Genomic DNA, 23,795 nt, shown 5'->3' on the forward strand with positions numbered 1-23,795 from the left:
CTTAAAAACCTTTCAGGGTGGGGAAGAGATCGGATATCCATGCGTAAATCAATACGTCGTACTGGAAGTAAATGGCGATGGCCGTCAGCACGATCAGCGCGCCAAAAATTTTCTGCAGCCGCTCGGCATACTTGGCAACAGCGCGTACACGAGTCGTCATGAACTGACCGCCGTAAGCGATAGCCAGCATTGGGATACCGGCGCCTATCGCGTATAAAATCAACAGCGATGCAGACCAGCCGAGGTTTTGTGCCTGTGTGACTAGTACTAGGATCGATGCCAGTACCGGACCGGCGCACGGGGTCCAGATCGCGCCCAGAGACATGCCGAGTACAAAGCCGCCGAGATTTCCTGATCCAGCGTTACCGCCGCTGGTACCTATGCGATTCAGCGGTCCGCTTAGATGCGCGATCAGCCATTCATACGGACGTCGCCACAGCATCGCAATGCCAGCCAGCATCAAGATGACGATGCCGGCCAGACGTAAAGTTTCGTGAGCGATGGCGACGGATTGCGAGACACTCGCCAGCAACATGCCCAGCGCTGCAAACGTCAATACAAAACCTGCCACGATGAAGAGCGGACGCAGTTTGCTTGCCCGTTTGATGGAGGTGCCGAGTACGATGGGCAGGATGGGTAGCACGCATGGCGAGGCAATAGTGAGTACGCCGGCGAGCAGGGCAAAGGGCAGTTCGATCAGATTGTTCATGGCACGGTCCTCTTGTTGGAATGACCGTATTTAAACGTCCGAGCGTATCTGCCATGTGTCCAAAACAGGCTTTATTGCAATGTCTTGTATCGCCGCCGGGCGTAGATACATTGAGATACAAAAGGCAGAAAGAACTCGGATATAAAGCAAGCATTGCCATCCCGAGGAAATTTCATGAACGCTGTAAACACACAAGCTCACAAGTCAAGCCACACAGGTTCCTGCCACTGCGGAGCCGTTAAATTTGAAGTGCGTAGCGCCTTGCTTCCTGCGACACGCTGTAATTGCAGCCTGTGCAAGCGCAAGGGTGCACTGATGTCGCCGGTATTTGCTGTCGATGATTTGCACATCGTCGAAGGTGCGGAAGCGCTGGCTATGTATCAATTCAATACGCGTTCCGCCCAGCATTTTTTCTGCAAAATTTGCGGTATCTATCCTTTTCATCAAACCCGCAAGGACGCGCGTTTATGGCGTGTCAATCTTGGTTGTCTGGATGGAGTCGATGCATATACATTGGAAAGCGTGATTGCGGATGGAGCCAGCTTGTCTGTGGTGGAGGAAGCATGAAGCGTTTATTTGCAATCATGGCTTTTCTCGCTGGCGGCATCAGCGTCGAGCTCACCAAACCCTTGAATTGCACACTGATGGAATCAAGTCAGCCACGTCTGAAGCGCCATAAGATAAGATGCAGCAATGGAAAATAACGACCACATCTTGATCGTCGACGACGATAGAGAAATCAGGGAACTGCTCGCCAGCTACCTGGAAAAAAATGGCATGCGCGCCTCGCTGGCCGCCAACGGACGCCAGATGCGAACTTTGCTGGAACAGGGTTCAGTCGATCTGATCGTGCTGGATTTGATGTTGCCGGGTGAAGATGGACTAACGCTATGCCGTGAACTACGCTCCGGCAAATGGCGCACGATTCCAGTCCTGATGCTGACTGCGCGCAACGAAGAAACGGATCGCATCGTCGGCCTTGAAATGGGTGCCGACGATTATCTGACCAAGCCGTTCGCGGTACGTGAACTACTGGCGCGGATACGCTCGGTATTGCGTCGTGCACGCATGCTGCCTTCGAATCTGCAAGTGAGCGAACCGGTGCAGTTTCTGGAGTTCGGCGACTGGAAGCTGGACACCACTGCGCGTCATCTGCTGGATAAGCAAGGCACGATGGTGGCGCTCAGTGGTGCCGAGTATCGCTTGCTACGCGTATTCCTCGATCATCCACAACGTGTATTAACGCGTGATCAATTACTGAATCTTACGCAAGGGCGCGACGCTGATCCCTTCGATCGTTCGATCGATTTGCTGATAAGCCGTTTGCGTCAGCGTTTGCAGGATGACGCGCGTGAACCGCGCTATATCAAGACGCTACGTAGTGAAGGTTATGTATTTTCTGCCGCAGTAGAGGTACGTGAGGGGCCGCGATGAAACCGATGAAATGGAGTTTGTGGCCACGCACGCTGTTCATGCGTCTGACGCTGATCCTGTTTGTCGGATTAGTCGTGGCGCACGCGTTTTCATTCTGGGTGATCATGCGCGAACGCACTGAGGCGACTACAGGCTTGATGCTCGGTTATATGGAACAGGACGTCGCCAGTTCGGTCGCCTTGCTCGATCGTTTGCCTGCAAGCGAGCGTGCAGCGTGGTTGCCACGACTGGAGCGTCGCACCTACAGTTTTTCACTGGCCCCGGGTATGGAGGGACACGCGCCCGACACCAAACTTTCCAGCATGATTGCGGCATCCTTTGTCGATGCAATCGGCAGTCATTACCCCGTTACTGCGAATGTCGTGCCGGGCCAAAAAGATCGCGTACAAGCGCAACTTGAGTTGAGCGATGGCAGTCCGCTCACGATCGATATGCGACCTGCCGGTTTACCCATGTCTGGATGGTTGCCGGTTGTGCTGTTGTTGCAACTGATATTGCTTGCCGGATTTACCTGGATAGGTGTTCGTCTGGCGACGCGTCCACTCGCACAACTGGCAGATGCCGCCGACACCCTGGGTCCTGATTTGCGTGCGTCACGTTTGGCTGAAGACGGGCCACTGGAAGTTGCCCGTGCGGCTAAAGCTTTCAATGCGATGCAGGAACGTATTGCTCTCTACATGACCGAGCGCATGCAGATTCTGGCAGCGATTTCACATGATCTGCAGACACCCATCACACGCATGCGCATGCGCGCCGACATGATGGACGACAGCGAACAACGCAAGAAATTGAATCATGATCTGAAGGAAATGGAAGTGCTGGTCAGGGAAGGCGTGGCCTATGCGCGCACGCTGCATGGAACCGCCGAGGCGCCTTGCACTATCGATCCCGATGCGCTGCTCGACAGCCTGGTCTTCGATTACGTCGATGCCGGACAGCAGCTGAGTCTGAGCGGCAAGATCGGACATCCGATTGTTACTCGACCGAATGCATTGCGCCGCGTTCTGATTAACCTGATCGACAATGCATTGAAGTTTTCAACGGTCGTCGAGGTTGCCCTTATTGACGAACACGATGGACGGACGACGATTCTGGTTCTGGACAATGGCCCGGGTATACCAGAAGACGAGCTGGAAACGGTGTTCCAGCCTTTTTATCGTGTGGAAACTTCACGCAATCGCGATACCGGCGGCACGGGTCTAGGCTTGGCCATTGCCAAACAACTGACGTTGGCGATGAACGCGACGCTGACTTTGCAAAATCGCTCTAGTGGCGGATTGGAAGCACGTCTCACGCTTGCGGACATCCAAGGGCGCGTCATTCCTTAAAAAGCGCAGCCATCTCAACATTATGAGATGTTAAAGCAAGGGCTTAGGTTGTGTAATCAGGTTCTAGTCCTAAAGTCTCCATCGGATAACAATGTGACTCTACCGAAGTGCTAAAAAATTGACTTAACTTGCTAGGGCGAACGACATCAAATGCATAAGCCTTTGAACGGAAGCTGCACGAAAAGAAAAATGACATCTTTTAAGATAGTAATTTCAAATTGACTTGATTTGGCGTCTACCAATTTATCGCTCTTTATAACGATGGTCGTCAACCTTGCGGACTCCGGGTCATTTGGTGGCAATAGCTCTCCAAATTCTCCGGCAGGTCCCTCGGACAAACGCCGCATTGCTGATTGCCTAAGACAGCATAGTCAATGAACTTTGGATATGGCAGGTTCAGATTCGCCATAATGTGCTTGAACTCTTCTAGTGTCCTGTCGCCACCCAAGCGCGGATTGCGTGCTTTTTCTTGGGCTATGGATGACACAAAACGCTGCTTGTAGTCATGCCCTGGGTACACCAACGTTTCATCCGGTAAGGAAAACAGCTTTTCCTTCACACTTTTATACAGCGCGTCGGCATCACCATTCTGGAAGTCAGTACGACCGCAGCCTTCAATCAGCAATGCATCCCCAGTAAATACCCGGTCGTTAAACAAGTAGGCAAAATGCCCCTCGGTATGACCAGGCGTATGGAGTGGATGTAGTGTGATGCCGTCGACCTGAAATGATTTGCCTTCCTCGATGCCGATGTCCGTGCATGGTAGGTTGTCATATGCCGGCGTAGCAATCTTGCTGCCAACTGCGCGCTTGAGCTCGAGCGCCCCGGTGATGTGGTCAGCATGAATGTGCGTGTCGACTGTGTAGACGAGCTTCAAGCCGAGACGGCGGACTTCGGCTAAATCGCGCTCCGTAGTAGAAATAACAGGGTCAATGAGAATGGCCCGACCGGTTTGTTCGTCACCCAGCAAGTAGGTATAAGTGCTAGACAGCGGTTCGTAGAGTTGTCTGAAAATCATAATGGCTCCTGACTAGGTCAAAGAAAAAATGGCTGTAGCTTTTTCTAAAACGATATATGTTTATATATATTATTATAGTATAATATTTTGGCGTAAAGCGTTAATTGACCCTATTTCCCATGACCAACACAAAGCAAATTGAATTAGTAAAACTCCAGGCATCTGCTGGGCAGGCCTGCAACCTATTGAAGATTCTTGCCAACTCTGACCGCTTGCTCCTGCTATGCCAGATGACGCAAGGTGAATACTCGGTCGGTGAGCTGGAAACGATGACTGGCATTCGCCAACCGACGCTGTCGCAGCAATTGACCGTTTTGCGCGAAGAGAAGGTGGTAAACACGCGTCGCGAAGGCAAGCAGATTTTCTACAGCGTTACCAGCCCAGAAGCTCTGGCAATACTGCAAGTACTTTACCAGTTGTACTGTCCGAAGGATGAGGAGAAATAAGATGACGATTGACTGGATTCACTTCACGCCATGGGTCTCGCTTGTTGGCGGTTTGCTGATTGGCGTGTCGGCTTCGCTGCTCCTGTTCTTCAACGGCAAAATTGCTGGTATCAGTGGCATTGTGGGCGGCCTGTTCAGACCGTTCAACGGCGACATAGGATGGCGCCTTGCCTTCCTCGCCGGCATGGTGTGCGCACCGCTTATCTATAGCTTGGCACTACCGCTTCCAGACGTACGTGTTGATAGCAGCATGCCGGTACTCATCGTCGCCGGGCTTCTGGTGGGCATTGGCACCCGTTATGGGTCGGGGTGTACCAGCGGACATGGCATATGCGGTCTGTCGCGCCGCTCGCCGCGCTCGATGGTGGCGACCCTGGCCTTTATGTTTGCAGGGTTTGTGACTGTCTACCTCGTGCGTCACGCGTTTACTTGAGGAGAATGAGATGAAATTACTGATGTCGTTATTAGCCGGCTCGGTATTCGGTCTTGGTCTGATTGTGTCAGGCATGGCAGACCCATCCAAAGTACTTGGATTTCTAGACTTGGCTGGAAACTGGGACCCGTCACTTGCCTTTGTCATGGGGGGCGCATTGCTAGTCGGCTCACTGGCATTCCCGTTCGCAGCCAAGCGACAACAATCACTGCTGGGCGAAGCAATGCGTCTGCCGATAGCCACGAAGATTGACCGGCGGCTTGTGCTCGGTGGTTTGACCTTTGGCGTCGGTTGGGGCTTGGCGGGATATTGCCCGGGGCCGGCCCTAGTATCGCTTGCCCAAGGGGGCGCAAAGCCTCTGCTGTTCTTCGTTGCGATGATAGCCGGCATGCTCGTGTTCGAGCTCTTGGAGCGAATATCAGCCAGATCGCACAAGAAAGCCGGATGAATACACCCATGCTATTTAGTCTTGTTTTAGGAGCTTCGGTCGGGCTTGTCATGGGCTTGACGGGAGCAGGTGGAGGCATCCTTGCGGTACCGCTGCTTGTGTTTGCGCTCAACATGACAGTCAGCGAGGCAGGACCAATCGCGCTACTCTCGGTCGGACTCTCGGCTGCAGTAGGAGCAATGATTGGCTTTCGGGCTGGAGCTGTCCGTTATCGGGCAGCAATGGTGATAGCTGGCACCGGCATACTTGCCGCTCCACTGGGGGTATGGCTTGCCCAGCGCCTTGATACGAATTTTCTTGGTATTTTGTTCGCTGTCGTATTAATTTGGATTGCGTACAAAAACTTGATGGAAGGTCGACAAAAAATACAAAAAACAATCGATGGGGATTCACTGCCATGTATCCGTGACGAAAAAAGTGGTCGCTTTGTTTGGACCAGCAAGTGCGCTAGCCGGTTATTGTTTGCCGGTAGCTTTGCTGGAGTATTGTCCGGCCTGTTAGGAGTAGGTGGCGGTTTTGTGATGGTGCCGGCTCTGCAACGCTATACCGATTTGGCAATGAAGTCTGTGGTGGCAACGTCGCTTGCAATCATTGCCTTGATATCGCTTACAGGGGTAGTTGTGAGCGTATCTGCTGGGCACTTTGACCATGATGTAGGCGTGCCTTTCGCCGGAGGCTCAGCTGTGGGAATGCTTATAGGTCAAGCCCTCTCTTTGCGACTGCCTGCAAAGTATTTGAAGATTGCTTTTGCAATCATTTGCATACTTGTCGCTTGCCTAATGGTTGGCAAAACCATTTCGAGTTGACTGACAGGTGATTACGTAGGTTCCATCGCTTTGCCTGCAATTCATGCGTGGTCTTTTCTTCATTTGCAAACCTCATTCAGGTTATGCAGTTTTTAGTGTGTTGCAACTACCGGTTGAATCCAAGGCCAAAAGCAGACATTAATCAAACGCATTTTTTGACGTCTAACTAATGTGCTGCACTTGTTCTGAATTCAATTGATTAATTATCGATGTAAATTGGTGATTGCTTTGCCAAGTGGGATTGTGTGCGATACGCAGGTCAATTTTCTATGCAACTCTGCATCTCCAAAGGTATCGCCATTTCAGTATGCTCAGCCAAGCCGACAAGATCCCGATTTTTCCCTAGCATAATCATTCTGGTATGAAGATCTTCGCGAATCTGGTTACTGATTTCGCGTCCCAGATAGCGCAAGGTTTTGTCGCGTAGGTCGACATAAATCAAATCGTAATGCTTGTTAAGTGAATGCCATAAGGCATGTGCACCAGCGGACTGACGCGCGCCGCTAATCAAGCAGTTGCCTGCATCCAGCCACCATCGATAGATGGCGCTTGCTATGCCACGACGTTGATAGGCTGGCGCGTATTTGGAATGTGTCGCGCGCAGATGTTTGTCCTGGCGACGATTCAGTTCTATCAAACGGTTAAAGACGGTATAGCCTGCGAGACAGCGGTGCTTCAGATCTTCAACATAGATATAGTGTTCTCCATCTGCCTCACGATAACGAAAGGCCAGGCCTGGAAAATTAATGTCTATGCAGGGAAGATCGTAAAGAATATCGCCGGGCTGATTCAAGCGTCGATTGAGCGTATCAAGTTCTTTTTCCAGCTCGGATAGTGGAAGCTGTACGTCGATGCGCAGTTCCATGATGCGCGCAAGCCAGAGAATATGTGGAAAGGGAAGGGCTAAGCTGTGCAAGATAAGCTCCAAATCAAGATTGGGTAAGTAGGTTTTTCATGGGCAACAAGCTGGCATCAAGCCAGACAAGTGCCACCCCACCAACCGCTCATCAAGCGTTCTGGTTTCGACTTGGCGCGTACCTGGGCACTGGCCTCCCATGCATCAAACTGAACGATCAATCCGGCGTAGATGCCGTAGCCTTCACCCGCTTGTATTTCCTCCATTGCCTGCAAGCTCTCGCCTGCCTTGATCGTGCCGTGGGCAACAATGGCTTCTTGGGCTTTGATGCCCCAATTTGCTTCCAAATGTTTTTCGCAAAGAATGCTTGCGCCAGATTCGATTCCATTGCCGGCCCAGATGCAGTCAAGACCCGTGATGGATCCACCGGCTCTAATACTTTTATCGCAACGGAATACGCCCTTGCTCACGAGGTCTTGCCCCACGAATGCATTGCCCGCAACAGACAGGTCGCCACCGCAAAATAATTCCCACTCGGCGCGCAAGTCACCACCGCAACGTAGATTCTCTTGAACCTCAATGCCCCAGCCCGCTTTGATATCGCCACCTGCGTCCAGCATTACTTCGCTGCGTATGCTGGCGGCAGCACGAATATCTTCGCCGGCGATAATCGAATGGCCTGCACGAATCCCGCCGCCGGCTCGTATTGACCGTCCGGCTCTCACAATCGAAGCAACTTCAATGTTGCCTTTTACTTCCAGCGTTCCGGCGAACACGATTGCATCAGCATCAATGGCGTCTACTCTTAATACGGCATCAGTGGGACCAAACTGCGTGAGCAGCCAGCAAGCGTCGTCGACTCTGCCCGCACTGACTAGTGCATTCAGAAGAGGTTGGTAATCGCTGCCTTCTTGATGGTTGCGTAGAAACCAGCGAAATCCATCGGCACATGGGCTCTTATGTTTAACGAAATTTTTTGTCAGTTCCATGGCGACTTGGATAGGAGACAAAAGGTCAGCGCACGATAGGCTGTAGAAACCAGAGATGGGCGGAGAGAGAACGTGCTGATCATGCGCAACAGGCGCACGAACGGAAGCTCGGCGAGAGCTTGCTCGCCGTAGATAATCGAAGACATGAAGTAAATCCCAAAGCGCAGCCGAAACTCAAGAAAGAGTTGGCCGCTATCGCGCCTGGCTTAAGCCCGGCGATAGATGAATTGCGCTAAAGAGAAAAGGAATTATCGCCGGGCTTAGGAATCTGCTGCCGGCTGGAGGGCGTGTTGGATGCCCTTAAACCTGAGCACGTGCGAAAACGGAACCGTCGTTAAAGACTGTTCTGATGCAAATGTGCCAAAGGAATAAACGAGGAGTGCCATAGACGCAAGTATAGGCGATCCCGCGATATCGGGCAAACCATGACTTTGTTGCAATGCCCTTGTTTCCGCAGGGAGGCGGGGCGAACATAGCAAACGATGTGCAATAAAAAAATCCCGCTAAGTAGCGGGATTTTTTTATGTCTAATAGAAATTCAAAAAATGAGAATTCTTAAAAACCATTAGATATCGAAGAGATACAGACACAGCGACTCTTGCTGCGATCTGCACGCTCTACAGTTACGGATTCGCATATAAAGTAATCGCCGATATGGCGATGACAGCGATCGAAATTATGATTCTCCACTTTGTGTTCATACATTCTCCTTGGGCATCCTGGCGTGCCGCATCGCCTATTCATCGTTACGTAAATTTTTAAAGTATTGCGTTCAAAGCCTTGTCCAAGTTTGCTACGGTGCGTTCGATGTTGTGCAGCTTGTCCAGGCCAAACAGACCGACCCGGAAGGTTTTGAAGTCAGCGCGTTCATCGCATTGCAAAGGCACGCCCGCTGCGGTTTGCAAGCCAGCTTCCACAAATTTCTTGGAGGACTGTATGCCGTCATCATTGGTGTAACTCACCACCACGCCCGGCGCTTGAAAGCCTTCTGCCGCGACGCTCTTGAAGCCTTTTGATACCAGCAGCGCGCGCACTTTGTCACCCAGCTCCTGTTGCTCGGCACGGACTTTGTCGAAACCATATGCGGCAGTCTCTTCCATCACGCCACGCAAGACGGTGAGAGCATCGGTAGGCATGGTGGTGTGGTAGGCGACATTGCCTTGCTCGTACGATTCCATGATTTGCAACCACTTGCGTAAATCGCAAGCGAAGCTGGTGCTTTGGGTCGAATCGATTTTTTCACGTGCGAGTGCGCTCAACATGATGAAGGCGCAGCCTGCCGAAGCACTCCAGCCTTTTTGCGGTGCGCTGATCAAGACGTCGACGCCGGTCGCTTGCATGTCAACCCACATGGTGCCCGATGCGATGCAATCCAATACAAACAATCCGCCCACCGAATGTACGGCAGCAGAGACTTGGCGCATGTAGTCATCCGGCAGCATGATGCCGGATGCGGTTTCCACGTGCGGTGCAAACACCACAGCTGGTTTGGTCGCCTTGATCGTGGCGACTACTTCGGCGATAGGCGCAGGTGCGAAAGGTGATTGCGCGGAGTCTTCCAGCTGACGTGCCTTCAATACCGTGGTACCGGAAGGAATACTGCCCATGTCCAGAATCTGGCTCCAACGATAGCTGAACCAGCCATTACGAAGAACCAGACATTGATTGTTCGTTGCGAACTGCCGCGCCACCGCTTCCATGCCGAAGGTACCGCTGCCGGGCATGACAACCGCGGATTGCGCCTTGTAGACCTGTTTCAAGGTCTTGGAAATATCTTTCATCACGCCTTGAAAGCGTTGCGACATATGGTTGATCGCGCGATCGGTGTACACGACGGAGTATTCGAGAAGACCGTCGGGATCGACATTGGGTAATAGACCAGGCACGTTTGCTCCAGCAAGAATGAATCAAATTCGGCCTAGCCAAGGGTTACTTGATTAAGCCACAAAAGGCAAAGAATGCCGAAAAGATAGATTTTACCGTTTACGCGGACAAAAGCCGACCCTCCCCATTTGGTAGCGCCATGATTTCTGCAGGAATACTTTCTTTTGAGACAAGAATCCGGGATTTACACCACTTAATCCACAACGTGACTCAGAATTTGAGGCGAATTTAAAGACAAATCAGGTATTTACAATTCTATTGACATAGATATTGAATCTATTGGTCATTGGAAATGGGATTTCATGCAATTTCGCCAAAGAAAGTGAGAGTTTCTGAATTGGTCATTGTTGATTTGCATCGAAAACTGCCCCACGTCTGGAGCACAATCCTGGCTACCAAAGTGAGTAATAGATTGGAGTGATCGACGTTCCCCCGACTTTTCTCGACAGTACGCATTAAATTCCCAGCCATGATTGACCTCGCCTTCTATTGATGGCGCGCAAGAACAGGTAACAACAGCAAATTGCCAATCACGATCATCAAGTAATTTAAATTTTTTAGCGAAGATTTACTCTGCCGGAATTGAATCAGCTAATAGTTTTGCATAGAATATTTGACATCAATTTGCGTTTGATTTTCTTTGTTTCCACTGATGAATTGCAGGATATTTTGATTGATCGAATTGCCATACGTTTGATATTTATCAAGTGCCGCCACTCCTTTCACATTACATTTTGTTGTTGCGAAAAATATACCTTTTTTGAAGTATGCAGGGATGACGCGCGATACGGTTTTGCATCAAATGACACCCAGGAAATGGATTGAAGTTATCACTACAAATCTTGGTTCTGTCTTCAATATGCCCAGTAGGGCATTTGGGAGTAGGGAGCGATGTTGCTAGGCTCGCCGTGTTTCTGGCTGACAACGGGGCTGGCTTCATTATTGGCGCTACTTTTGATGTCGATGGTGGACAGTTCATGACGTAATGTTGAATGTCGTTATTTCAAACTTGATTTGTGCAAGGAGAGATATATGGAACAAATCTTTTCGCAACCAGATATATCGCTGGGCATTGTTGAGATGGATAAGGCTCATAAGGTATTGATGCGAGAAATTATGAGCCTGATGCAGGCTCCCAACTTTGAATTGGCTCGGCGTTTGCCATACTTGGTGGAGCTGCTGGAGACGGATTTTCGGATTGAAGAGCAGTTGATGGAGTCAATGGATTATCCAGAGTTGCGCGCGCATCGTGAGCAGCACGCAAGTCTGCTTGGTGTCATGCATCACACCGTTACAAAGGCGATGAATGAAGATTACCTGCTGCCGCGGGAGGTGCTGAACACGTTGCCTCAATGGTTTCTGTGGCATCTTGTGAAGATGGATGCTTCATTTGTAAAAGCGCTGAAAGCAGCTGGCGCCATGCCGGTCAATCACTTTGTTTTCAAACCGAAACAATGGTCTGAAAAACATTCACATCATATCGGGCATGTCCGATCATGACTTAACCAAGGAGCACACCATGTTTCCTACAATGAACGCGCCCTCTAATCTGAAGAACCTGTTCAATTCAGAATTCAGTTTGTACAAGGCTGCGGCTGACAATGCATGTGATGCAGTATTCAAGATTGCAGATCTGAATCTTGAAATTTTGAAGCAGGTACGTGCCAGCTGGTCGGCACAGTCCGCGCAAATAAGGCAGATGGACGGAAATGTAATCTCTCCTCTGCTGGATATAAATCAATTCAAGAAAAACGCCGAGATTGCCACATCCTATGGACAGCATCTCACAAAAATCATGCTGGATTTTCAGGCCGATATGCTGAAAATGGCGCAGCAGCAGGCTGCACAAATACCGAGTGCGAACGGCAGTGCATCGGAAGCCGGCGACACGAGTATGGCGAATGGCAATTTTCCGGGAATTCCGTTGCTTCAGAGTATGGTGGAGCAGGCAAGTAAGGGATATGTCGATTGGAACAACAGCCTGCTCCATTTTATGGATGCAGCCAATCCCGATCTTGCACATCAAGCCCGACGGAAGGATACGAGTCATCAGGAGAAGTCTCGTAGCGCGAAATAGTGAAAGGCATAGCTTTGCCCGGGAGCCGGGGAGTTTGTGATGCGCATCATCATGGAGTGTCAGCGCCACGATGATCTGCATGCCAAGCATAATTCGCTGCAGAACATCGTCAAGGCGTAAAGTTGAAATGTTAAGGCAGGGTGTCTGCAGTGGTCGTACATAGTAAGAGATGTACGACCACTGCAGATCGTTCGGGCAGACCTATTCCAGTAACCGTAACAAGCCCATCACCGACAGGCAATCACCCTTCCAGAGTGTTATGCATGGCAGTGAGTGTGCTTTCCTATGCAAGCATATCTGCCACCTCTCAAGCACACTATTTCAATCCGAAACGCGACATGAGCCAGGATTTCAGCAACTGAATCAATAGCAGGTAGGCCGCCACGATCAGAAAAATGGCGGCATTAAGCGAAAGCGGCAATGCAGTCAACCCTAAAGAATCTGAAAAGGGTGATGTCGGCAACCAGAATGTCAGTAGTACGGTCATGATTGTAGTCATCAGCAAAGGCAGACTCGGCTTGCTTTGAATAAATGGAATCTTGCCGGTACGGATGATATGCACAACCAGGGTTTGTGACAGAAGAGATTCGACGAACCAGCCAGACTGAAACAGCTCAGATTGATGTCCAGCGCCGAAGACGAACCACAGTATGGCAAAAGTCAGGTAATCGAACAGGGAACTGACTGGTCCTACGGTCATCATGAAATGACCGATGTCCGCAATTTCCCAGCGGCGTGGCTGCTTCAGGTATTCGCGATCCACGTGATCGGTTGCAATCGTCGTCTGCGAGACATCGTACAGAAGGTTATTCAGTAATATCTGTATCGGTGCCATGGGTAAAAATGGCAGGATGGCGCTGGCTCCCAGCACGCTCAGCATATTGCCAAAATTGGAGCTGGAACTCATTTTGATGTACTTCGTGATGTTGCCGAAAACCTTGCGTCCTTCGAGTACGCCATCTTTCAGCACGATCAGGCTTTTACGCATGAGAATAATGTCGGCAGACTCCTTGGCGATATCAACAGCACTATCGACGGAAATGCCAACATCCGCAGCTTTTAATGCGGCACCATCGTTGATGCCGTCACCAAGGTATCCGACTACATGGCTGCGCTTTTGCAGGCACCGGATCACACGTGCTTTTTGCATGGGGCTGAGCTTGGCAAACATGCTGGATCGTTCGGCAAGATCACCTAGGGCAACGTCGTCGAGCGTATCGATATCGCTGCCGAGTACGACATGATCGCCAGCCAGGCCAACATGACGACAAACATTGAGCACCACGGCACCATTGTCGCCACTCAGAACTTTTACGTTAACCCCATAGTGATGCAGTGCAGTGATGGCCTCGGAGGTACTGTCCTTCGGTGGATCAAGAAATGCGATGTAACCCAGCAATGTGAGTGCCGATTCATCAGTCTTGCTGAAGGTGTTCGCGCTGTTTGCAGGTTTGTGTGGCAATTGCTTGTACGCAACCGCGATCACGCGGAAACCATCTTCATTCAGGCTGTTTACAGTCTGGCTCATGACAGTGCCATGCTGCGAGACCAGCGGCGCCGCAATGCCACCATGTTCGGCATGGGTGCAGACGCTTAATATTTCTTCTGCGGCTCCCTTGCATATGAGCAGGCGGCTGCCATCCGTTTGTTGCACGATAACCGACATGCGGCGGCGCTCGAAGTCAAATGGTATCTCATCAATTTTCTGATAATGCTTGTCCGGTTCGATCTTTTCATGAACGTCGACATAGCTGAGGATCGCGAAGTCGAGCAGGTTCTTCATCCCGGTCTGGAAGTAGCTGTTGAGGTAGGCATACTCCACCACCTTGGGCGAATCAGTACCGTCAATATCGACGTGCTGTTCGAGAATGATCTTGTCTTGCGTCAGGGTGCCGGTCTTGTCCGTGCACAGGATATCCATTGCGCCAAAATTCTGGATGGCATTCAGCCGTTTGACGATCACCTTTTTCTCGGACATCGCCAATGCACCTTTGGCAAGATTGATGGTGATGATCATGGGCAGCATTTCCGGCGTCAGCCCTACGGCAACGGCAACAGCGAACAGCAATGCTTCGAGCCAGTCGCCTTTGCTCAATCCATTGACGAGAAATACCAGCGGCACCATGACCAGCATGAACAGGATGATCAGGCGTATGTATTTGTTAATGCCCTGATCGAAACTGCTTATCTCGCGTCTTTTGAGAAGGTCGGCTGCAATATGGCCGAATGCAGTATGTTCTGCGGTCGCGATGACGATCGCCATCCCGGTACCGCTCATGACATTCGTACCCATGAAGGCCAGATTGACGATGTCCGAGAATACTTCCGCATCATTTTGTGCGATCGCGAAAGGAGTTTTTTCGACGGGCAGCGACTCACCGGTTAATGCAGCCTGACTGATGAACAGGGATTTGGACGACAATATGCGAACGTCGGCAGGGATGATGTCGCCTGCCGACAGAAAAATAATATCTCCCGGCACCAGTCCTGCCAATGGAATTTCTATTTTTCCCTTGGAGGTCCGCAGCACGGTAGCCGTGGTTGCCACCATGGAGCGCAGCTTTTGCGCAGCGCGATCAGAGCGGTGTTCCTGTACAAACGACAGCAGCGACGACAGCATGACCATGATGCCTATCATCAGGCCGCCCCACGTCTCGCCAATGGCAAGGTTGACCCCCGCCAGTATCAGCAACAGCAGAGACAAGGGACTGGCCAGCAACACCATAAAGCGTTTCCAGCCTGACCGTTGCGCTTCGGCAGCGATCAGGTTGGGACCGTAAATGCGTTGCCGGCTTGCCGCCTCGACGGCAGACAAACCCTGGAGAGTGGAATGTTGCTCCTGAATGACGGTTTCTGACGAGAGTGCGGCAATGCGTCGCATCTCCCGCTCCACCGTGCGTTCGGGTGTGTGTGCAATTTTCTGCGCATCCTCGAAAGCAGATAACTTCGCAGTAGCGGCAGACGTATTGCGAACAGCGAACATGGTGATTCTTCTGTTGAGTCAGGGTTGCATCACATACTTTCCCGGCGCTGCGGGTTTATGTGCCGGCATCGGGGGAGGGGGAATGCGTTTTCCGGATTTCACGCGGAGCCAGGATTCCCATGCGGGCCACCACGATCCTTCCTTGTGTTCAATGGTGGCTTGCCATGTGTCGGTATCAATCCCATGTTCTTTTTCAGCGCGAGTCGCAATCTGGTAACTGCGATCAGGATAGCCAGGCGGTGATACCACTCCGGCATTGTGGCCTCCGGAAGTGAGTACGAATGTGACTTCGGTATCTGATAATCGATGAATCTTGAATACCGAGCGCCATGGCGCAACATGATCGGTCAGCGTGCCAACCGCAAAGATAGGAATACTGATATCCGTCAGATGAGTCGACTTGCCTTCCGTGAAATACCTGCCTTCGGCAAGGTCATTTTGCAGGAATAATTGGCGTAAATATTCTGAGTGCATGCGATAAGGCATACGCGTGGCATCCGCATTCCACGCCATGAGATCACTTTTCTTTTCGCTCAGGCCGAGTAAATACTGGTTGAGCCTGCGCGACCAGATCAAATCATTGGAACGCAAAAGCTGGAACGCACCCGCCATTTGCTTGGTATCGAGATACCCCTGCTCCCACATGATGGCTTCTAGAAAGCTGATCTGGCTTTCATCAATAAACAGGGATAACTCCCCTGGTTCTTCGAAATCCACCTGGGATGCAAACAGACTCATGCTGGCAATGCGTTCATCGCCGTCGCGTGCCATGCTGGCCGCCGCAATCGACAGCAAGGTGCCGCCCAGGCAATATCCTGCGGCATTTAGTTGCGGAGCATGCGTCAGTTCCATGACTGCATCAATCGCGGCCATCACGCCAAGTTTACGATAGTCCTCCATCGACAAGTCCCTATCTTCGGCCAGCGGATTTTTCCACGAGATCATGAATACGGTATAGCCCTGGTTCACCAGATACCTGACCAGGGAATTTTGTGGCGAAAGATCGAGTATGTAGTACTTCATTATCCAGGCCGGCACGAACAGCAAGGGCAATGCATGTACTGTTTTGGTCGTCGGTGTGTACTGAATCAGCTCAATCAGATGGTTTTGGAAAACGACCTTGCCCGGCGAGATGGCAATATCTCTGCCGACCTTGAATGCATTGTCCGATTCGATTACATCGTTTGGCATACTCCGTCGCCAATCCCCGACTGCATTCAGCCAGCCCTGTACGAAGTTGCAGCCCCATGACTGGATGGCGGCTTGCTGTATCACAGGATTCGTCAGCGGAAAATTTGATGGCGCCAATGTATCCAGCAACTGGCGCACTGTAAATGTCACGACATCCTCATGGTGCTTGGATAGTCCCCGGACACCGGTGGTTGCACGGTGCCACCATTGCTGTTGCAGCAGGAATCCCTGGGAGATGGCATTAAACGGCCACTTTTGCCATGCCGGATCGCTGAAGCGCTGATCTTGCGATAAAGGCGTGACGCAGTACAGCGGCTGGTCCTCAGTGACGACGCAATTGCGATTGTAGAGATGCCACTGCCAGCAGTTTTGCCACGCTTTCTGCAGCAAAACAACACGTTTTGACGGCGATAGGAACAAGTGAGTCAGCCAATCTGCATAAGCGTTGAACATCGCGGCCGGGGAAATATTGCAGGTCGTGCGTCCGAGCCACGCATTGCTCATCAGATCCAAGTACGCTGATTCGTTAGCGCTTTCAGGATAATTGTAGGTCAAGGGCGTCAGCCAGGCACTAGCCATACGCTCGAAAGCGAGATTGTCGTAGGGATTCTTTTCAAGCATTGCAACCTCTCGAAAGAACAATGCAAGCAGTAATGCGTGCTGCCGTCGACTTAATACAGATCAAGACATCGCGTTTCATTCTAGGCAGGGAAGCGTGAAAACACCATGCAAGCGTTTGTAGTTCCGGATGTGAATCGATTGTTCTTCAAAACGCATCAGAAGATGACACATAAAGAACGCAACCTGACTGTCTGCAGCAAGGCGTGGAAGTCGCTCCTGCGCAGATGCGCCAGCCAGGTTGTACCTGATTATCCCTGGATCAGGGAATACGGTTGCTGTACAGGCTGAGGCAATAAATAATTAGCCTCTGCTTCTGCAGACGTGACGCAGATGGAAATTGGTGAGGTGTCGCTAATATCCATGCCTGCGGCCAGTTTTTTTAGTGCCGCTAAATCGAGCAGTTCAACGTCACGCTGCCGTACCTCGATGAGACCGTTTTTGCGTAATTTTGCAATCATCCGGCTAATGCTTTCTATTGTCAGCCCAAGATAGTTTCCAATATCTTCCCGCGTCATGCGCAACTGAAAGCGGGTTGGTGAATATCCTCGCAGCGCATAACGCGTGGATAGATTCACAAGGAAGGCAGCGAAACGTTGTTCTGCGTACATATTTCCCAGGATCATGATCACGTCCTGTTCACCTATGATTTCCTTGCTCATTACACGATGAAAATGGCGCATCAAAATCGGCATTTCCGTGAATAGTGTTTCAAGTTGTGCGTAAGGAATCACGCATACTTCGCTATCCTCCAATGCAGTAGCGTCACATTGATGGCGTGCACTACTGATGGCATCCATACCTAATAGATCGCCACTCATCTGGAGGCCGTTGATTTGCCGGTTGCCGGCGAGATTTTCCTGATAAGTCTTGAAATGGCCGACACGCACAGCATAGAGTGCTGTGAACGGATCGCCAATGCGATACAGGTAGCTATCCTTTGCAATTTTTTTGTGGACGACAATCTGGCTCAGGAGTCGCGTTTGATGTTCATTGAGCCCGGCCGGCAGGCATATCTGGTGCATGCTGCATCCTGAACAATTCCGAAGCGTAGAGCTTTCGAGGACAAGAGGAAAATTCAATTGCAAGGGAATTTTCATAAGACCCTCCAGATGAGCGGAATGGTTGACAATCACGATTCATTGTAGATATTTTTCTAATTTTTCTACTGTTCGTTTGCGCCAATGTCTTGTCTTTTTCGGCCAATATCTTATTTTTTGCACCCGATCAAATACGCTGCATTAAAAAATAATTGCCGCCAAACATTAAATAAATAAAGACCGATGCGAGTGTTCTCTGTAATCGCTCTTTTACTTGTATCGTCATTTTTTAAATAACAAAACTTTTTGTCTGCAATCGATAGGTCGATTCTCGTCTTGCTTATCACGGCAATAATCTCGCCTTCTGCGGCAAGAATCTCAACTTCCGTGTCCTTTACGGAGGCAGTTCTATATACGTTTTTCTTCTAACAAAATGCAAAAAGATTCGTTCTTCTTATAACTAATAAGTGCAATTATTGCGTCCTGTTAGTCATATTTGTAATAAAGAGAGCTTATGTCTGCCGCTGCCATCCCTGTTCCGGCCCAAAAACAAAAGGTATTCCGTGTCCTTCCCGGCTTCCATTTGTCGCTGGGCTTCACGATTTTTTATCTGAGCCTGATTGTTCTGATCCCCTTGTCGGCCGTCTTTTTAAAGACCTTCACGATGAGTTGGGATGCATTTATTGCGGCTGTGACATCCGATCGCGTGGTTGCTTCGTACAAATTGACGTTTGGCGCTTCCTTGTTGGCGGCATTCTTTAATGCGGTTTTTGGCGGAATCGTGGCCTGGGTGCTGGTGCGCTATTCCTTCCCCGGAAAAAAATTCATCGATGCGCTGGTTGATTTGCCATTCGCATTGCCGACCGCAGTTGCAGGCATTGCATTGACGGCTTTGTATGCGCCTAATGGCTGGCTCGGTCGTTATCTGGAAATGGTCGGCATCAAGGTTGCTTTCACACCGCTAGGCGTGATCGTTGCGTTGACTTTTATCGGCTTGCCCTTCGTCGTGCGCACCATACAACCGGTGCTGGAAGATGCAGAGCGTGAGCTGGAAGAAGCCGCCGCTAGTCTGGGCGCGAGCAACTGGCAAACTTTTTCCAAGGTTATTTTCCCTACAGTTTTCCCGGCATTGCTGACTGGTTTTGCATTGGCATTTGCACGTGCAACCGGTGAATACGGTTCGGTCATTTTCATCGCCGGCAATATGCCTATGGTCTCTGAAATTACGCCGCTGTTCATCGTCACCAAGCTGGAGCAATACGACTACGCCGGTGCGACCGCGATTGCGGTGGTGATGTTGTTGGTTTCTTTCGTGATGCTGCTGACGATTAATTTATTGCAAGCCTGGACCCGCAAGCGCGGTCAGGCGGAGAAGGTTTGATATGGCTGCCGTGATTTCTGCTATTGACGTTGCTGTTGCAGCCAAGCCGCGTACTGCACCACATGTGCCGGCCGCGACACTGGAGCCGGTGTGGGTACGGACATTGCTGATTGTTATCGCATTGGCGTTCCTGACTTTGTTCCTGTTTGTACCGCTGGTTGCTGTATTTGTTGAAGCGCTGAAAAAAGGTTGGGACGCCTATATAACAGCGATCCTTGAAGAGGATGCCATCTCTGCGATCAAGCTGACACTGCTTACCGCTGCGATTGCCGTGCCGCTGAATCTGGTGTTCGGCGTGGCGGCTTCATGGTGTATCGCCAAATTCGATTTTCGCGGCAAGAGTGTGTTGTTGACGCTCATTGATTTGCCGTTTTCGGTATCGCCGATTATCTCGGGTCTGATTTACGTGTTGCTGTTCGGCGCACAAGGTTGGTTCGGCGGCTGGCTGCAAGAGCACAACATCAAGATTTTGTTTGCGGTTCCGGGGATAGTGCTGGCGACGATTTTTGTGACCTTCCCGTTTGTTGCGCGTGAGTTGATTCCGTTGATGCAATCGCAAGGTAGTGAGGAGGAAGAGGCCGCCTTGGTGCTGGGCGCATCCGGCTGGAAGACTTTCTGGCACGTGACTTTGCCGAATATTAAATGGGGTTTGTTGTACGGCGTGATTTTGTGTAATGCCCGTGCAATGGGTGAGTTTGGTGCGGTATCGGTGGTCTCCGGGCACATACGCGGACAAACGAATACCATTCCGCTACAGGTTGAGATTCTGTATAACGAATACCAATTTTCTGCAGCATTCGCGGTAGCATCGTTGCTGGCATTGTTGGCACTGGTTACACTGGCGCTCAAATCATTCATTGAATGGCGTTTGCGGGACACACACGAAGAGTATCGGGAGCAGGGATCATGAGTATCGAAGTAAAAAACATACACAAGCAGTTTGGCAATTTCACCGCATTGAACAATGTCTCGCTGGAATTTCCAGCGGGCGAGTTGACTGCGTTGCTGGGACCATCAGGTTGCGGCAAAACCACCTTGTTGCGCATCATCGCCGGTCTGGAGCAACCAGATCACGGCCAGGTTTTGCTCGACGGTGAAGACGCATCGGCGCGCCACGTACGTGAACGCCAGGTCGGCTTTGTGTTCCAGCATTACGCATTGTTCAAGCACATGACCGTGTTTGAAAACATTGCTTTCGGCTTGCGTGTACGTCCAAGTGCGACACGTCCTTCGGAACAAGTGATCAAGGAAAAAGTCACCAAGTTGCTCGAACTCGTGCAGCTCGATTGGCTGGCCGATCGCTATCCGCCGCAATTGTCCGGTGGTCAGCGTCAACGTATCGCATTGGCGCGTGCCTTGGCAGTTGAACCGCGCGTATTGCTGCTGGATGAACCGTTCGGTGCGCTGGATGCAAAAGTGCGCAAGGAATTGCGCCGCTGGTTGCGCCGCCTGCATGACGACCTGCATGTCACCAGTATTTTCGTCACGCATGATCAGGAAGAAGCGCTGGAAGTTGCGGATCAAATCGTCTTGATGAACAAGGGTAACGTCGAACAGATCGGCGCACCTAAAGATGTCTACAACAATCCGGCCTCGCCATTTGTTTTCGGCTTCCTGGGTAACGTCAATTTGTTCCATGGTCGCGTGCATGAAGGCATTCTGCAATCGTCAGGTATCGCATTCGATGCGCCAGATCATGCGGAAACGCAAGATACCAAAGGTATTGCTTATGTGCGTCCGCACGATCTGGAAGTCGATCGTTACACCACAGGTGCAGAAGGTATCGTCGTGCAATTGCGTCGTGCTCACGCAATCGGCCCGTTGGCGCAGCTCGAATTGGAGCGCGATGACAACGGTGAACTGATTGAGGCAGTGATTTCAAATGAGCGTTTCAGCCAGTTGAAGTTCAAGGAAGGCGAAACGCTGATTGTGCGTCCTAAACGTTTGCAGGTGTTTGTCGACGATTCGATTTGATTGAATAGCCAGCGAGCGCCGCAACATGTGTTTCCGCATAGGCGGAATATGCATTTCCGGTAGAGGTTTCTTGATATGAATTTTCAGCAATTACGATCGATACGTGAAACCGCGCGTTGCGGCTACAACCTGACTGAGGTTGCGAATGTGTTGTTCACATCGCAGCCCGGTGTCAGCCGGCAGATACGCGAGCTGGAAGAAGAGCTGGGCGTCGATATTTTCGAGCGCAACGGTAAGCGCCTGACCGGCCTGACCGATCCCGGACGCGGCATACTCGTGATCATCGACAGGCTGTTGCTTGAAGCAGAAAACCTGCAGCGTGCGAGTCAGGAATATGCAGGACAGGAAATCGGTACGCTGACAGTTGCCGCCACCCATACGCAAGCACGTTACATGCTGCCTAAAGTGGTGCAAGGCTTTCGCTCGGCTTTCCCTAAAGTGCGGATTGCCTTGCAACAGAGTTCACCGGAACATATTGCGGAATGGGTATTGTCCGGCAAGGCAGATATCGGCATTGCGACAGAAGGCTTGAGCCAGTTCGAGGGCCTGGTGTCCTTCCCATGCTATCGCTGGCATCACTCGGTCGTGGTTCCTGAAGGTCATCCATTGTTGGCAAAATCACCGATTACGCTGGAAGATCTGGCGCAATATCCGTTGATTACCTATGACCTCGGCTTTACCGGTCGCGGCCATATCGACGATGCATTCAAGAAGGCCGATATTGCGACTGATATCGTGTTGACCGCGATGGATTCGGACGTTATTCAACAATACGTTTCGCTCGGCCTCGGTGTTGGTATCGTGGCATCGATGGCGGTGCAAAAGGATGGCACGAATGGCTTGAAGGTAATCGATTCGGCGCATTTGTTTGCACAGAACGTGACGCGTCTTGCGGTACGTCGTGGCGCTTATTTGCGTCAGTACACATATGATTTCATCCAGCAATTTGCGCCTGATTTGTCACGTGCAGATATCGATGAAGCGATGCGGACCAGCGCATAGGATGCATTTAAAGTTTTGCTGAACTTGTTTCAGACATAAAAAAATCCCGCACTTGCGGGATTTTTATTGGGCGATCAAAAAACACTCAAGGCATCAGTGGTTTTTTCGCAGCCTGCTTGCCCTTGATTTCGGCATTGGCTTTATTGATTGCATCTACACGATAAGCGATTGATGGATGAATTGCAGTGTATGCATTCGGTACGCTGGCAGGATATTGCGTTGCCAGTCGTTGCCAGAATGCGGCTGCGCCATCGATGTTGTAGCCTGCGCGTGTCAGCATGTAGAGCGCCAGCCTGTCTGCCGCTGCATCCAGTTCTTGCGGCATCGCGCGCACGCCACCACTACCGCCCAGGGCGCTGGTGTCTGGCGTGATACGAATCAGGTTGTCGATGATGCCGCCTACCGTGGCATTCATTTTTTGTTGTGACGGATGACCGAGTGCGTTATGTGCAAGTTCCTTCGCCAGTACAAAAGCCAGCTCGCCATCGTTACGTACAAAATTCAACATGCCGCGCGTGACTAATACGCGACGACCGTCTGCATACGCATTCACGTTATCCGCATTGCCGAGTTCGATGCCGAAGCCGCAAGCCAGTGTCAGTGGCACAGTGACGCTCACGTTGTTGCCGGTGCGGGTCAGGCCGAGTTTGATGCTGGTACGTTTGCCGACCATGGGGCCGAGTATCGCGGCAGCTTGACGCTCGGCGTTCGCTCCTGCAGGCATGGGCTGGCCTTCTACCGTAGCCAGAATATCGCCGCGCTTGATGCCGGCACGTGCCGCGCCGCTGTTGTTCAACACGCCAGTGACTTGCAGTTGTTCAGTGAAACCCAGAACCTGCGCCGCATCTACGTAATCTTCGGAAAACGAATACTTGTTCTTGGCGCTGAAACCGATCAGGTTGCGCGCATTGCCCTTGCATAGCGGTGCGTTGCTGACCAGCAGTGGAGCGGCGATGCGATACAGCCTATCCTGTTGCGTAGTGATGGCACGCATGTTTTGCAATTGCGCCGATTCGCTTGGCGTTGTTGCTATCGGTGCTTTTGGTGTATCGAGCGAAACCGTGCTGCACGCAGCTAATGCCATTGCGAGAGGAAGTAATGCGAGGCTGACGGGCTTGACGCGTCTAACGCACTTCAGTTGCGTGACGATGGGTTGAAGCAGGCCGTACATAAAGCAT

Annotated in this window: 22 protein-coding genes; 13 read left to right on the plus strand and 9 right to left on the minus strand. The window is 51.1% G+C overall.

The annotated features are described in order from the left end of the window. Window position 1: 1 nt before the first annotated feature. On the minus strand, window positions 2-709 hold the full coding sequence (locus tag Hfont_RS07825) for a cytochrome c biogenesis CcdA family protein (protein WP_112991848.1): 708 nt from the start codon (window positions 707-709) through the stop codon (window positions 2-4). 174 nt (window positions 710-883) lie between these two features. Here Hfont_RS07825 and Hfont_RS07830 point away from each other — a divergent pair, with 174 nt between their 5' ends. The 3 genes from Hfont_RS07830 (at window position 884) to Hfont_RS07840 (ending at window position 3,471) form a co-directional block, all read left to right on the plus strand. After that, a complete protein-coding gene (locus Hfont_RS07830) occupies window positions 884-1,276 on the plus strand; it encodes a GFA family protein (RefSeq protein WP_112991849.1) in 393 nt (130 codons plus the stop codon). 126 nt (window positions 1,277-1,402) lie between these two features. Next, on the plus strand, window positions 1,403-2,143 hold the full coding sequence (locus Hfont_RS07835) for a response regulator (RefSeq protein WP_112991850.1): 741 nt from the start codon (window positions 1,403-1,405) through the stop codon (window positions 2,141-2,143). Further along, window positions 2,140-3,471, plus strand: coding sequence for a sensor histidine kinase (locus tag Hfont_RS07840; protein ID WP_112991851.1), 1,332 nt, complete (start codon window positions 2,140-2,142; stop codon window positions 3,469-3,471). The genes Hfont_RS07835 and Hfont_RS07840 overlap by 4 nt, the downstream gene beginning before the upstream one ends. A gap of 268 nt (window positions 3,472-3,739) precedes the next feature. Here Hfont_RS07840 and Hfont_RS07845 read toward each other — a convergent pair whose 3' ends face one another. Continuing rightward, window positions 3,740-4,489 carry an MBL fold metallo-hydrolase gene (locus Hfont_RS07845; RefSeq protein ID WP_112991852.1) on the minus strand — a complete coding sequence of 250 codons (750 nt, stop codon included), beginning with the start codon at window positions 4,487-4,489 and terminating at the stop codon, window positions 3,740-3,742. Window positions 4,490-4,608: 119 nt separating this feature from the next. Here Hfont_RS07845 and Hfont_RS07850 point away from each other — a divergent pair, with 119 nt between their 5' ends. From Hfont_RS07850 to Hfont_RS07865, 4 genes are read left to right on the plus strand one after another with little or no spacing between them, the layout of a single operon-like run. Continuing rightward, the gene (locus tag Hfont_RS07850) at window positions 4,609-4,935 is read left to right on the plus strand and encodes an ArsR/SmtB family transcription factor (RefSeq protein WP_112991853.1); all 327 of its coding nucleotides are present in this window, start codon (window positions 4,609-4,611) and stop codon (window positions 4,933-4,935) included. Window position 4,936: 1 nt separating this feature from the next. Then, a complete protein-coding gene (locus Hfont_RS07855; protein ID WP_112991854.1) occupies window positions 4,937-5,368 on the plus strand; it encodes a YeeE/YedE family protein in 432 nt (143 codons plus the stop codon). A gap of 10 nt (window positions 5,369-5,378) precedes the next feature. Then, window positions 5,379-5,816, plus strand: coding sequence for a YeeE/YedE family protein (locus Hfont_RS07860; RefSeq protein WP_112991855.1), 438 nt, complete (start codon window positions 5,379-5,381; stop codon window positions 5,814-5,816). Continuing rightward, the gene (locus tag Hfont_RS07865; protein ID WP_338322775.1) at window positions 5,813-6,622 is read left to right on the plus strand and encodes a sulfite exporter TauE/SafE family protein; all 810 of its coding nucleotides are present in this window, start codon (window positions 5,813-5,815) and stop codon (window positions 6,620-6,622) included. Before Hfont_RS07860 ends, Hfont_RS07865 begins: the two co-directional genes overlap by 4 nt. 259 nt (window positions 6,623-6,881) lie before the next feature. On the opposite strand, the gene Hfont_RS07870 is transcribed toward Hfont_RS07865, so the two are convergent. The 3 genes from Hfont_RS07870 to Hfont_RS07880 all read right to left on the minus strand — a co-directional run bounded on the left by Hfont_RS07870 (window position 6,882) and on the right by Hfont_RS07880 (window position 10,353). Then, window positions 6,882-7,487, minus strand: coding sequence for an N-acetyltransferase (locus Hfont_RS07870; protein WP_112991856.1), 606 nt, complete (start codon window positions 7,485-7,487; stop codon window positions 6,882-6,884). Between the two features lie 107 nt (window positions 7,488-7,594). Further along, complete coding sequence (locus tag Hfont_RS07875; protein ID WP_112991857.1) at window positions 7,595-8,467, minus strand: hypothetical protein; 873 nt, start codon at window positions 8,465-8,467, stop codon at window positions 7,595-7,597. 758 nt (window positions 8,468-9,225) lie between these two features. Next, window positions 9,226-10,353 (minus strand): aminotransferase class V-fold PLP-dependent enzyme, encoded by a 1,128-nt coding sequence (locus tag Hfont_RS07880; RefSeq protein ID WP_112991858.1) that lies wholly within the window; start codon window positions 10,351-10,353, stop codon window positions 9,226-9,228. Window positions 10,354-11,383: 1,030 nt separating this feature from the next. On the opposite strand from Hfont_RS07880, the gene Hfont_RS07890 reads away from it, so the two are divergent. Beyond that, a complete protein-coding gene (locus tag Hfont_RS07890) occupies window positions 11,384-11,851 on the plus strand; it encodes a bacteriohemerythrin (RefSeq protein WP_112991859.1) in 468 nt (155 codons plus the stop codon). Window positions 11,852-11,870: 19 nt separating this feature from the next. Then, window positions 11,871-12,428, plus strand: a complete 558-nt coding sequence (locus Hfont_RS07895) for a hypothetical protein (protein ID WP_133467287.1) — start codon at window positions 11,871-11,873, stop codon at window positions 12,426-12,428. 316 nt (window positions 12,429-12,744) lie between these two features. On the opposite strand, the gene mgtA is transcribed toward Hfont_RS07895, so the two are convergent. The 3 genes from mgtA to fnr all read right to left on the minus strand — a co-directional run bounded on the left by mgtA (window position 12,745) and on the right by fnr (window position 18,320). Beyond that, window positions 12,745-15,411: a magnesium-translocating P-type ATPase gene (mgtA, locus tag Hfont_RS07900; RefSeq protein WP_112991861.1), complete on the minus strand. Its 2,667-nt coding sequence runs from the start codon at window positions 15,409-15,411 to the stop codon at window positions 12,745-12,747. Between the two features lie 18 nt (window positions 15,412-15,429). Next, on the minus strand, window positions 15,430-17,223 hold the full coding sequence (locus Hfont_RS07905) for a PHA/PHB synthase family protein (protein ID WP_181666437.1): 1,794 nt from the start codon (window positions 17,221-17,223) through the stop codon (window positions 15,430-15,432). Window positions 17,224-17,471: 248 nt separating this feature from the next. Further along, on the minus strand, window positions 17,472-18,320 hold the full coding sequence (gene fnr, locus Hfont_RS07910; protein WP_112991862.1) for a fumarate/nitrate reduction transcriptional regulator Fnr: 849 nt from the start codon (window positions 18,318-18,320) through the stop codon (window positions 17,472-17,474). A 454-nt stretch (window positions 18,321-18,774) separates the two neighbouring features. Here fnr and cysT point away from each other — a divergent pair, with 454 nt between their 5' ends. From cysT to Hfont_RS07930, 4 genes are all read left to right on the plus strand, one after another. Further along, window positions 18,775-19,641: a sulfate ABC transporter permease subunit CysT gene (gene cysT, locus Hfont_RS07915; protein ID WP_112991863.1), complete on the plus strand. Its 867-nt coding sequence runs from the start codon at window positions 18,775-18,777 to the stop codon at window positions 19,639-19,641. Between the two features lies 1 nt (window position 19,642). Next, complete coding sequence (cysW, locus tag Hfont_RS07920; protein ID WP_112991864.1) at window positions 19,643-20,551, plus strand: sulfate ABC transporter permease subunit CysW; 909 nt, start codon at window positions 19,643-19,645, stop codon at window positions 20,549-20,551. Continuing rightward, window positions 20,548-21,615, plus strand: a complete 1,068-nt coding sequence (locus Hfont_RS07925) for a sulfate/molybdate ABC transporter ATP-binding protein (protein ID WP_112991865.1) — start codon at window positions 20,548-20,550, stop codon at window positions 21,613-21,615. The genes cysW and Hfont_RS07925 overlap by 4 nt, the downstream gene beginning before the upstream one ends. A 75-nt stretch (window positions 21,616-21,690) precedes the next feature. After that, the gene (locus tag Hfont_RS07930; protein ID WP_112991866.1) at window positions 21,691-22,617 is read left to right on the plus strand and encodes a CysB family HTH-type transcriptional regulator; all 927 of its coding nucleotides are present in this window, start codon (window positions 21,691-21,693) and stop codon (window positions 22,615-22,617) included. 85 nt (window positions 22,618-22,702) lie between these two features. Here the strand turns inward: Hfont_RS07930 and Hfont_RS07935 are convergent, their stop codons facing one another. After that, window positions 22,703-23,788: a M48 family metallopeptidase gene (locus tag Hfont_RS07935; RefSeq protein WP_112991867.1), complete on the minus strand. Its 1,086-nt coding sequence runs from the start codon at window positions 23,786-23,788 to the stop codon at window positions 22,703-22,705. Window positions 23,789-23,795 lie beyond the last annotated feature (7 nt).

The sequence above is a fragment of the Herminiimonas fonticola genome (assembly GCF_003293745.1).
GTDB lineage: Bacteria > Pseudomonadota > Gammaproteobacteria > Burkholderiales > Burkholderiaceae_D > Oxalicibacterium > Oxalicibacterium fonticola.

What these genes read in the sequence shown, in the direction of transcription:
- Hfont_RS07825 (WP_112991848.1), bottom strand. Translation starts at nt 709, where the DNA reads ATGAACAATCTGATCGAACTGCCCTTTGCCCTGCTCGCCGGCGTACTC.
- Hfont_RS07830 (WP_112991849.1), top strand. Translation starts at nt 884, where the DNA reads ATGAACGCTGTAAACACACAAGCTCACAAGTCAAGCCACACAGGTTCC.
- Hfont_RS07835 (WP_112991850.1), top strand. Translation starts at nt 1,403, where the DNA reads ATGGAAAATAACGACCACATCTTGATCGTCGACGACGATAGAGAAATC.
- Hfont_RS07840 (WP_112991851.1), top strand. Translation starts at nt 2,140, where the DNA reads ATGAAACCGATGAAATGGAGTTTGTGGCCACGCACGCTGTTCATGCGT.
- Hfont_RS07845 (WP_112991852.1), bottom strand. Translation starts at nt 4,489, where the DNA reads ATGATTTTCAGACAACTCTACGAACCGCTGTCTAGCACTTATACCTAC.
- Hfont_RS07850 (WP_112991853.1), top strand. Translation starts at nt 4,609, where the DNA reads ATGACCAACACAAAGCAAATTGAATTAGTAAAACTCCAGGCATCTGCT.
- Hfont_RS07855 (WP_112991854.1), top strand. Translation starts at nt 4,937, where the DNA reads ATGACGATTGACTGGATTCACTTCACGCCATGGGTCTCGCTTGTTGGC.
- Hfont_RS07860 (WP_112991855.1), top strand. Translation starts at nt 5,379, where the DNA reads ATGAAATTACTGATGTCGTTATTAGCCGGCTCGGTATTCGGTCTTGGT.
- Hfont_RS07865 (WP_338322775.1), top strand. Translation starts at nt 5,813, where the DNA reads ATGAATACACCCATGCTATTTAGTCTTGTTTTAGGAGCTTCGGTCGGG.
- Hfont_RS07870 (WP_112991856.1), bottom strand. Translation starts at nt 7,487, where the DNA reads ATGGAACTGCGCATCGACGTACAGCTTCCACTATCCGAGCTGGAAAAA.
- Hfont_RS07875 (WP_112991857.1), bottom strand. Translation starts at nt 8,467, where the DNA reads ATGGAACTGACAAAAAATTTCGTTAAACATAAGAGCCCATGTGCCGAT.
- Hfont_RS07890 (WP_112991859.1), top strand. Translation starts at nt 11,384, where the DNA reads ATGGAACAAATCTTTTCGCAACCAGATATATCGCTGGGCATTGTTGAG.
- Hfont_RS07895 (WP_133467287.1), top strand. Translation starts at nt 11,871, where the DNA reads ATGTTTCCTACAATGAACGCGCCCTCTAATCTGAAGAACCTGTTCAAT.
- mgtA (WP_112991861.1), bottom strand. Translation starts at nt 15,411, where the DNA reads ATGTTCGCTGTTCGCAATACGTCTGCCGCTACTGCGAAGTTATCTGCT.
- Hfont_RS07905 (WP_181666437.1), bottom strand. Translation starts at nt 17,223, where the DNA reads ATGCTTGAAAAGAATCCCTACGACAATCTCGCTTTCGAGCGTATGGCT.
- fnr (WP_112991862.1), bottom strand. Translation starts at nt 18,320, where the DNA reads ATGAAAATTCCCTTGCAATTGAATTTTCCTCTTGTCCTCGAAAGCTCT.
- cysT (WP_112991863.1), top strand. Translation starts at nt 18,775, where the DNA reads ATGTCTGCCGCTGCCATCCCTGTTCCGGCCCAAAAACAAAAGGTATTC.
- cysW (WP_112991864.1), top strand. Translation starts at nt 19,643, where the DNA reads ATGGCTGCCGTGATTTCTGCTATTGACGTTGCTGTTGCAGCCAAGCCG.
- Hfont_RS07925 (WP_112991865.1), top strand. Translation starts at nt 20,548, where the DNA reads ATGAGTATCGAAGTAAAAAACATACACAAGCAGTTTGGCAATTTCACC.
- Hfont_RS07930 (WP_112991866.1), top strand. Translation starts at nt 21,691, where the DNA reads ATGAATTTTCAGCAATTACGATCGATACGTGAAACCGCGCGTTGCGGC.
- Hfont_RS07935 (WP_112991867.1), bottom strand. Translation starts at nt 23,788, where the DNA reads ATGTACGGCCTGCTTCAACCCATCGTCACGCAACTGAAGTGCGTTAGA.